At 61.1% G+C, this 8,270-nt stretch carries 8 protein-coding genes; 7 read left to right on the plus strand and 1 reads right to left on the minus strand.

Translation table 11 applies throughout. From position 1 onward, the window contains the following. Both B7R21_RS02975 and B7R21_RS02980 read left to right on the plus strand, forming a co-directional pair. Positions 1-445: carbohydrate ABC transporter permease (locus B7R21_RS02975; RefSeq protein WP_147305785.1), on the plus strand; the 445-nt coding region annotated here is incomplete at its 5' end. 2 nt (positions 446-447) lie between these two features. Continuing rightward, positions 448-1,284, plus strand: coding sequence for a carbohydrate ABC transporter permease (locus B7R21_RS02980; RefSeq protein WP_116281777.1), 837 nt, complete (start codon positions 448-450; stop codon positions 1,282-1,284). A 6-nt stretch (positions 1,285-1,290) separates the two neighbouring features. On the opposite strand, the gene B7R21_RS02985 is transcribed toward B7R21_RS02980, so the two are convergent. After that, entirely contained in the window at positions 1,291-1,941 is a 651-nt protein-coding gene (locus tag B7R21_RS02985; RefSeq protein WP_116281778.1) for a TetR/AcrR family transcriptional regulator, read from the minus strand. Positions 1,942-2,220: 279 nt separating this feature from the next. Between B7R21_RS02985 and B7R21_RS02990 the strand changes: the two genes are divergently transcribed. From B7R21_RS02990 to B7R21_RS03010, 5 genes are all read left to right on the plus strand, one after another. Continuing rightward, positions 2,221-3,633, plus strand: a complete 1,413-nt coding sequence (locus tag B7R21_RS02990; RefSeq protein WP_172592027.1) for a GMC oxidoreductase — start codon at positions 2,221-2,223, stop codon at positions 3,631-3,633. Positions 3,634-3,643: 10 nt separating this feature from the next. Then, complete coding sequence (locus B7R21_RS02995; RefSeq protein ID WP_116281780.1) at positions 3,644-4,726, plus strand: Gfo/Idh/MocA family protein; 1,083 nt, start codon at positions 3,644-3,646, stop codon at positions 4,724-4,726. Between the two features lie 25 nt (positions 4,727-4,751). Beyond that, positions 4,752-5,189, plus strand: coding sequence for a C-glycoside deglycosidase beta subunit domain-containing protein (locus B7R21_RS03000; protein ID WP_116281781.1), 438 nt, complete (start codon positions 4,752-4,754; stop codon positions 5,187-5,189). Continuing rightward, positions 5,186-6,184 (plus strand): TIM barrel protein, encoded by a 999-nt coding sequence (locus B7R21_RS03005; RefSeq protein ID WP_116281782.1) that lies wholly within the window; start codon positions 5,186-5,188, stop codon positions 6,182-6,184. Before B7R21_RS03000 ends, B7R21_RS03005 begins: the two co-directional genes overlap by 4 nt. A gap of 94 nt (positions 6,185-6,278) precedes the next feature. Further along, positions 6,279-7,283 (plus strand): sugar phosphate isomerase/epimerase family protein, encoded by a 1,005-nt coding sequence (locus tag B7R21_RS03010; protein WP_116281783.1) that lies wholly within the window; start codon positions 6,279-6,281, stop codon positions 7,281-7,283. Positions 7,284-8,270: the final 987 nt, after the last annotated feature.

Consider the following 8,270-nt stretch of genomic DNA (forward strand, 5'->3'; position numbering starts at 1 on the left):
AACCGCCGCCGACGCCAACGAGCGCTCGGAAAACTCACCCCCGTCGAGTTTGAGACAATTTACACAACCGCAAACGCGGCCTGAAAACCATCAACCCCCAGTGACAACCAAACTCTGGGCAGACCCGGCCGCAGCTCTCGATGGGGCGGGACTCTGGGCGCGGTTTCGGAACGTCACCGTTCCTGCAATCCGGCCGTCCATCGCTATCGCGACCACCCTGGGAATTGTGCAGGGGCTCCGGATCTTCGACCAGATTCTCGCCCTGACAGGTGGAGGGCCGAACGGTTCCACCGAGACCCTCGCAACCCAGGTCTATAAGAACGCCTTCACGCTTGGTCAGTTCGGGTTCGGCTCGGCATTGGCCCTTGTGTTGACTGTCTTGATCCTTGTTTTCGCCGTGCTCCAGCAGTATGCCACCCGCGACCGTTCCGCCAGAAAGGCCTGACCATGTTCCGTTACACGAAACTCACTGCCGTCCGGGAAGTGCTCGTCTGGATCGCCACGCTGATCGGGCTCTTACCGTTCTATCTCCTGATCGTCACGGCACTGAAGAGCGACCAGGAAATCTACACCACGACAGCCATGGCACCGCCGTCTTCGATCGACTTCAGCTCCTTCGTCACCGTCCTCAGTACGACCGGTCGAAGCAGCATCCCGACCAGCATTCTCAACAGCGTCATCATCACCGCCGGAACCATTGCGCTTCTCATTCTTCTTGGCTCGCTCGCGGCCTATGTGATCTCGCGAAGCACCCGCCGATGGGCGACATGGGTGTACTACATGGCACTCATCGCGATCATCCTTCCCGCGCAGCTCGGAACGGTACCTCTTTACATCGGGGCCCGGTCCCTCGGCCTGACAGGAAGTGTGTGGGGGCTAATCCTGCTGTGGACCGGAATTCTGCTTCCGCTGTCACTGTTCCTCTACGCTAGTTTCTTCCGCGGCCTCCCGACCGACTACGAAGAAGCGGCAACCATTGACGGCGCATCCCCGACCCAGACCTTCTTTCGCGTCGTGCTTCCGATGATGGCGCCGGCAACGGGTACGGTTGCCATTCTTGCTGGCCTCATCGTCTGGAATGACTTCTTCAACTCGCTCGTCTTCCTCGGCGGATCTCGAACGCAGACGCTTCCTGTGGCGATGTACGCCTACGTCGGCGGGCTCGTCTCGGCATGGAACAAGATCTTCGCAGTCGTCCTCATCTCGATGATCCCGATCCTGGCGTTTTACATGTTCGCGCAGAAACGGTTCATCCAAGGCTTTGCCGGAGGGCTGAAGGGCTGAACCGTGCTATACCTTCTCAGCCGCACCGCGGAGCACCAGGCGAATGGTTTCGGCCAAAGATTCTTCCAGAGCGTCTGTCGGCATGATCTCCCGCGCCTCGGGTTGTCCGCCGATAGCGAGACCGAACCCCAAGTGCCGGGCCGTCACGCTGTAAACCAGCTCATGACACCAATCCAACGTTTGCGCTGAGGCGGCTACACCATGGCTCTCCGTCACCGTGGCCAGAGCATGGCAGAACGCAATCCGCTCGGCCTCCCACGACTCGCGGCCACGCTCGGCCGTCTCCGCGTCATCGGCCAAGGTCATGAACACCCGGATCAAGGCGGCGTTCCGGACTAACGGGGCAACCGCCGCCATCACGACAGCGTGCACGGCGTCATCGAAGGAAGCATCCACCTCCGCCGCGTCGCTCATCTCCGCCGCGAGCTCCGCATCGATGCGGTCCAACTCCTCGCCCTGTATCAGACGGAGCAGGTTCACCTTGCTGCCGACCCGCCCGTAGATGGAACCAATCGAAACCGAAGCCGTTGCGCTGACATCGGCAAGCGTGAAACCGGCACCTCGCTCAAGCAGCAGCTGAAGTGACGCCTCGCGAACCTTCGCGAAGGATCTCCTACTTCGTTCCTGCTGCGGCTCTGCCACTCCTGCCATCGTCATACCTCCATTCTGGAGGACTCACCGAAATAGTGCATGGAATTGACGATGTTCCTCAAACCGAATTAGTATTCGGATACGTATTATTCTACAGGCTCACCCGAACCTCCTTGGCTCGGCGCCCGAGATGCGGGCGCTCTTCCACCGCAGGAACCGTCTTCGCCGAAAGGATCTCTCTCCCTCATGCCTTCTCATACCGACGTCCTCATCATTGGCAGCGGTCCTGTCGGAACCGCATTTGCCCGTTTCATCACCGACGATCGTCCCGGGACAAAGATCACCATGCTGGAGCTCGGACCCCAGGTCACCTCCCCCGCCGGAGCGAACGTGCGGAACCTCCCTATCGCCGAGCGCGATCGGGCCCGGGAACGATCGCAAGGACCGCAGGGCCAGCCAAGCGGCGACGAGGAAAGACCCATCCACATCGAGGGCACCATCATGTCGCCCGGAGGCACCTACTTGGCCGCACCCGGGCGCCAAGACGGCATGCCCGCGGCGGCGCTGTCCAGTTGCGTCGGCGGGATGGGGGTGCACTGGACGTGCGCGACTCCCCGACCAAACGATGACGAGCGGGTCCCCTACCTCTCCGAGGCAGAACTCGACACGGCGCTTGATCGCGCAGAGAGTGTGATGAAAGTCACAACTCTTCCCGAAAACCCGTACGGGCGGGCCATCAAAGACGTTGTCCGAGACCACTTCGAAGGCGTACTCCCCGAAGAGCGTATGCCGTCAGGGCTGCCGATGTCAGCCATCCCGCGCGCCGACGGCACGATCGAATGGGGTGGAACGAACACCATCCTCGGCGACGCTGAGATAAATCTTCAGCCCGACACGATCTGCCGTCGACTGATCGCCAAGGCCGGCCACATCACCGGAGCTGAGATAGAGCATCTGCCGACCGGCAGAACCAGCATCATCACGGCCGATGTCGTCATCGTCGCCGCGAACACCCTCCAGACACCGCAACTTCTTTGGGCGTCCGGCATCCGTCCTGATGCTCTCGGCCGCCACCTCACAGAGCACGTGCTGGTGTACAGTGTCGTCGCGCTCGGGGAGCACATCGTCGAGGCCGCGGGAACAGACGTACCCGTTGCCGAGCTGGTGAAAGATCCCACCGCCTCAACCATCGGTATTCCCTACACAGCGGGCCTGCACCCTTACCGAACCCAGATCATGCACATGGCAAACGCCCCCTTCCCCGTCGATGAAGACACCTTTCGCGTCGGAGCAGCCCGGTACGTCGCGATGGGTAACGGAGTACGGAAGTTCCCGCGTGCCGAGGACCGGGTGACGTTCGATGACAGCCAGCTGGACGAATGGGGAATGCCCCAGATGACCATCGCCTACGAACTCACGGACGCCGAACTTGCCGAAGTCGAAGAAGCAAAGACCGACCTCCGGCACGTCGCCGAAAAGCTCGGGACGTTCATTCCGGGCGGTGAACCCACCCTGATGCCGAACGGAACATCGCTGCACTACAAGGGGACCGTCCGGATGGGCGATGACGGGGGTGCGGAATCGGTGGTGGACAGCTCGTCGCGGGTCTGGGGGTTCGACAACCTCTTCCTCGGCGGCAACGGAATCATTCCCACCGCGACGACGACGAACCCCACCCTCACTAGCGTCGCATTCGCCGCGCACGCCACACCAGCGATATTGCGTCAGCTGGATGCCGTGTTCGCGGCTCAGGTCTAGGCGGCACCGGATGCCTCACTCAGCTGTACGTGTCGGAATCATTGGCGGCGGCTTCATGGCTGCCGTTCACAGTCGGGCGGCCCGCGCGGCCGGCGCAACAGTTGTCGGGATCGCTTCATCCAGTCCCGTCCGCTCGGAAAGAGCGGCTGGTCTGCTGGGCATCGAAACCGGTTACGACAGTGCCGACTCACTAATTGCGGACTCCGACGCCGACGTCATCCATATCTGCACACCGAACAGCACCCACGCAGCCCTGGCCACTGCAGTCATCACCGCAGGCAAACATGTGGTGTGCGAGAAGCCCCTCACCGCACAGTTTGCCGACGCGGAACCACTTGCGGAGCTCGCGGAACGGGCAGGGGTCGTCGCAGCGGTCCCCTTCGTCTATCGTTATCACCCCATGATCCAAGAACTGCAAGCACGGGTCTTGGCAGGAGACCTCGGCCGGGTCATCACGGTTCGCGGCAGCTACCTCCAAGACTGGCTCATGGAAGAGACCGACGGGAACTGGCGCGTCCATGTCGACGCCGGCGGCCGGTCACGGGCCTTCGCCGACATCGGTTCTCACCTGCTTGACCTTGCCGAGTTCGTCACCGGGTCACGCGTCGTCGAGGTCGCCGCCGCGACGAGCACCGTCTACCCGGTGCGAAACGGTGAACCCGTCGACACAGAAGACATTGCCGCCGTCACCGCCCGGTTCGACAATGACGCCGTCGCGTCGCTTCTCGTCTCCCAGACTGCGGGAGGCCACGACAACGACCTGCAGATCGAAGTCATGGGAACCCACGCCAGCGCCTCGTTTTCCCAGGAGCGACCAGACTCGCTAGCAATCGGAACGAGAGGCTCAGTAACGACACTCTCTCGTGGCGGCCCAACACTTGCCCCCACAGCACAAGCACTCTCCCTCGTCCCACCCGGCCACCCCATGGGCTACCAAGACGCCTTCAACGCTTTCGCACGCGACGTCTACGCCGCCGTCAAAGGCGACATGAGGTCGCGCTTACCAACCTTCGCCGACGGCGCACGGATGAGCCGGGTCACCGAAACCGTGCTCAACGCCGCAGCAACCCACTCATGGATCTCCATCCGCTGAAATCCACCCACCGAAGGGAACCATCATGCCCACCAGCTACATGAAACTGCCGTACGAGGACAAAGTCCTCCGCCCCGACGCCCTGACCGCTATCGCCCTCGAAACAGGACCCGTCGGCTTCCGACTCGATATCGGACTCAACTACTACCGAGGCCTGCCCCTGTCCGCTGTCGAAGAATTCACCCTCAGTATCGACGGCGAGCAGATCCCCGACCACCTCCTCCTTTTCGAGTTCGACGGCAAACTCTTCCCCCTGAGCCAGCTCCCACTCGCGTTCTCCGACTTCTGGTCCGTAAAAAAGAACCTCACCGTGCTGGTGTATCAGGGCGGTCTGAAACCAGGCGACCACATAGTCGAAATTGGCCTCATCATGCGCTGCGTCTACATGCAGTTCGCCCCCGGCATATGGGGCCAGATCGACAACTCGGCCACCCGAACCCTCACTCTCAAGGAAGCGGCATGAACATCAACGGAATCGAACAGGGCATCTCGCTCTACAGCTATAACCAGCGCTACGTCGAACAGCCCAGCTACAGCGCCGACACCATGTTCGAAGAACTCAATAAACTCGGTGTGCAAAAGTTTGAACTTGTTGGCGCCTGCCAGTTCAACGAGTACCCGCGGCCCGGCGCCGGCGAAATCGACCGAATCCTCGCCGCCGCCGAAAAGCACCACGTGACCCCGTTCAGCTACGGCGGGTACATCGACTTCGGACGAATTACAGGTCACACCCCGACGGACGAGGACTTCATCCTTGACCTCACCGCCGATCTCATGACGGCACGGGAACTCGGAGCCGCTTTCGTCAGGGAAACGAACATCCCAAACCACCTACTCCCGCTAGCCGCGCAACTAGCGGAATACTACGGCGTCAGTATCGGCATCGAAGTACACGCTCCCTCCAAGCCATCCGACGCCCACATTCAGGAACAACTCGCCGCATTCGAAGATATCGGCAGCGACCGGCTCGGCTTCATCCCCGACTTCGGCTGCTTCATCGAACGCCCCACCGCCCCGGGCCTCAATCAGTACATCAACAACGGCGCCTCACCCGAACTGCTCGAATATATCATCGCGAACCGCCACTCCGGGATCAGTGAGGCTGACCTGCTCGAGCAGGTCCGCGCTCAGGGTGGCGGTCAGGCAGAGCGTCAGGCAATCGCCGACTTCTTCGGTTTCCTTTCCTTCGGACCGGCAGACATTGACGGCTTCAAAACACTCCTCGGGCGGTCCCTCTACTTCCACTCGAAGTTCTATTACATCAGCGAGGACCTTCAGGACCCGACCATCCCGATGCGGCCGCTGCTCGAAGCCATAACCGCGTCTTCGTTCCAAGGGGTGCTGATGTCCGAGTACGAAGGGCACGCGTTCCACAACGACGATGCTCAGGAACAGCTCGGCCGCCACCTCACGCTCGAACAGAACATCCTCAACGACCTCGCACCCGCACGGGTCTGAACTGCGGCGCGCGGCTATCGAGCCGTGCCCCGCAGTGACCCTTCCCATAAAAGAATCTTCTCGCATCAGCCCCGCGCCAGTCGTCAGGAACATCATGACTCAACCCGTCACTCTCTTCACCGGACAATGGGCAGACCTGCCGTTCGTTGACGTTGCCCGTCTCGCAGCGGAATGGGGCTACGACGGCCTCGAGATCGCCGCCTCAGGCGACCATCTCGACCTTGAACGCGCCGACCAGGACGACCGCTATCTTCGCTCCCGCCTGGAAATACTGGACACCTTCGGGTTGAGAGTGTTCGCGATATCCAACCACCTCACCGGACAAGCGGTCTGCGACGACCCGATCGACTTTCGCCATCAAGCGATCCTTCGACCCTCCACATGGGGTGATGGGGAACCGGAAGGAGTTAGGCAGCGTGCAGCTGAGGATATGAAACGGGCAGCCCGTGTCGCTCGAAAGCTTGGTGCGGAAACTGTTGTCGGGTTTACCGGCTCCAAAATTTGGCCCTATGTCGCGCAGTTCCCGCCAGTTCCCACAGCAGTCATCGACGACGGCTATGAAGACTTCGCTCGCCGCTGGAACCCTATTCTCGATGTTTTCGACTCCGAGGGGATCCGTTTCGCCCACGAGGTGCACCCGAGCGAGATCGCATATGACTACTGGACCAGCGTTCGTACACTTGACGCTATCGATCACCGTGCCGCATTCGGCTTCAACTGGGACCCTTCCCACATGGTGTGGCAAAACATCGATCCCGTCGGGTTTATCGTGGAATTCGCCGACCGTATCTACCACGTCGACTGCAAAGACACCCGACTGCGTAAACCCACCGGACAGAATGGGGTCCTCGGGTCCCATCTCCCCTGGGGAGACCCACGACGAAGTTGGGATTTTGTCTCCACAGGACACGGAGACGTGCCATGGGAGGACTCCTTCCGAGCCCTACGGAGTATCGGCTACACCGGGCCCATCTCAGTTGAGTGGGAAGATGCAGGAATGGACCGCATGCGAGGCGCCGCCGAGGCCATTGACTTCGTCCGTTCCCTCCTCTGGGAGGAGCCAGCAACCAGTTTCGATGCGTCTTTCAGCAACCAGTAGCAAACAAGATGGCCCTTGCGAGCGAAAGGGTGACGCACCCGTAGCTCCTTGGAGTCCCCAAACCAGCTCTTCGTGTGCCCGACTCACAGCGCAGGCATTGCCGCCTGTGGCATTAACCCCTGGTTCTCCCCAGGCCAGGATTGCAGGAAAAACCGGCGCCGGCTCTGCCCGACTCGTCGGATGGGTCAAAGCCACCTTATATAGGCACGAATATGCCGCAACCGATGCGGCCAGCAGTGACGCGGTATCCGTTAGGAAAGTACCTTCCAGATGACGCTGGCTGAGGTGGCTGCATCGGGCGTAACGATGTGACCGCAGCCCGCAAGTGCGGACGCCATCCGCGAGGAAGTTCGCGCATCGCTTCGGCGGCAACGCCGGCCCGGTGATGAAGGCCGAATTGTCGTGGCAGAAGACAGCTGGACCACCGACCCGCATGACTCTAGGGTTGCGATTGAAGTAGCAGCGGCAGCGCTTGAGCGCGCGGACGCAGCAAGGCTCTGGATGCTCACCCTTCCTGCCCCGACCGCGCATACCCGCCGGTCCGCGACTAGAGCGGCACCCTTAGGGCGCCGCGGCCTGTCTGTGACAGCTTGAGTGGAGTCCATGATGACGGCTTGGTTCACTACCACCTGGCGGCTTGCCGGGGTGTTGTGACGGTCTGATTCACGTCCACCTGCACCGTTGATTATCTGACCCTGTGGTGTCAGCGGTGGAAGGCAGTTATGGAGTCCAGGGTGGATCTGTATGCAGGGACTGTCTCGAATTCGGTGTTTCTGGCCTGACACGCCAGGCGTGAGCCTGGCGGGGAAGGTGCCGTGATGACGACACCGGATGTTGTGAAGAGAAATAAGCCGGAGCCCTGTTGACGCCGACCGAATGTGATGCCGTTTCTGCCGATTGAAAACAGGGCCACCTAGCCACTATGGAAGGTGATCAATTTGGATGACTGGGCAAAGATTCGGCATTTGCATTCGATGGGTTTGCACT

The organism is Subtercola boreus (assembly GCF_003399625.1).
GTDB lineage: Bacteria > Actinomycetota > Actinomycetes > Actinomycetales > Microbacteriaceae > Subtercola > Subtercola boreus_C.

Bases quoted from the DNA above. Each gene is read 5' to 3' on its own strand.
- B7R21_RS02980 (WP_116281777.1), top strand. From the start codon at position 448: ATGTTCCGTTACACGAAACTCACTGCCGTCCGGGAAGTGCTCGTCTGG.
- B7R21_RS02985 (WP_116281778.1), bottom strand. From the start codon at position 1,941: ATGACGATGGCAGGAGTGGCAGAGCCGCAGCAGGAACGAAGTAGGAGA.
- B7R21_RS02990 (WP_172592027.1), top strand. From the start codon at position 2,221: ATGCTGGAGCTCGGACCCCAGGTCACCTCCCCCGCCGGAGCGAACGTG.
- B7R21_RS02995 (WP_116281780.1), top strand. From the start codon at position 3,644: ATGCCTCACTCAGCTGTACGTGTCGGAATCATTGGCGGCGGCTTCATG.
- B7R21_RS03000 (WP_116281781.1), top strand. From the start codon at position 4,752: ATGCCCACCAGCTACATGAAACTGCCGTACGAGGACAAAGTCCTCCGC.
- B7R21_RS03005 (WP_116281782.1), top strand. From the start codon at position 5,186: ATGAACATCAACGGAATCGAACAGGGCATCTCGCTCTACAGCTATAAC.
- B7R21_RS03010 (WP_116281783.1), top strand. From the start codon at position 6,279: ATGACTCAACCCGTCACTCTCTTCACCGGACAATGGGCAGACCTGCCG.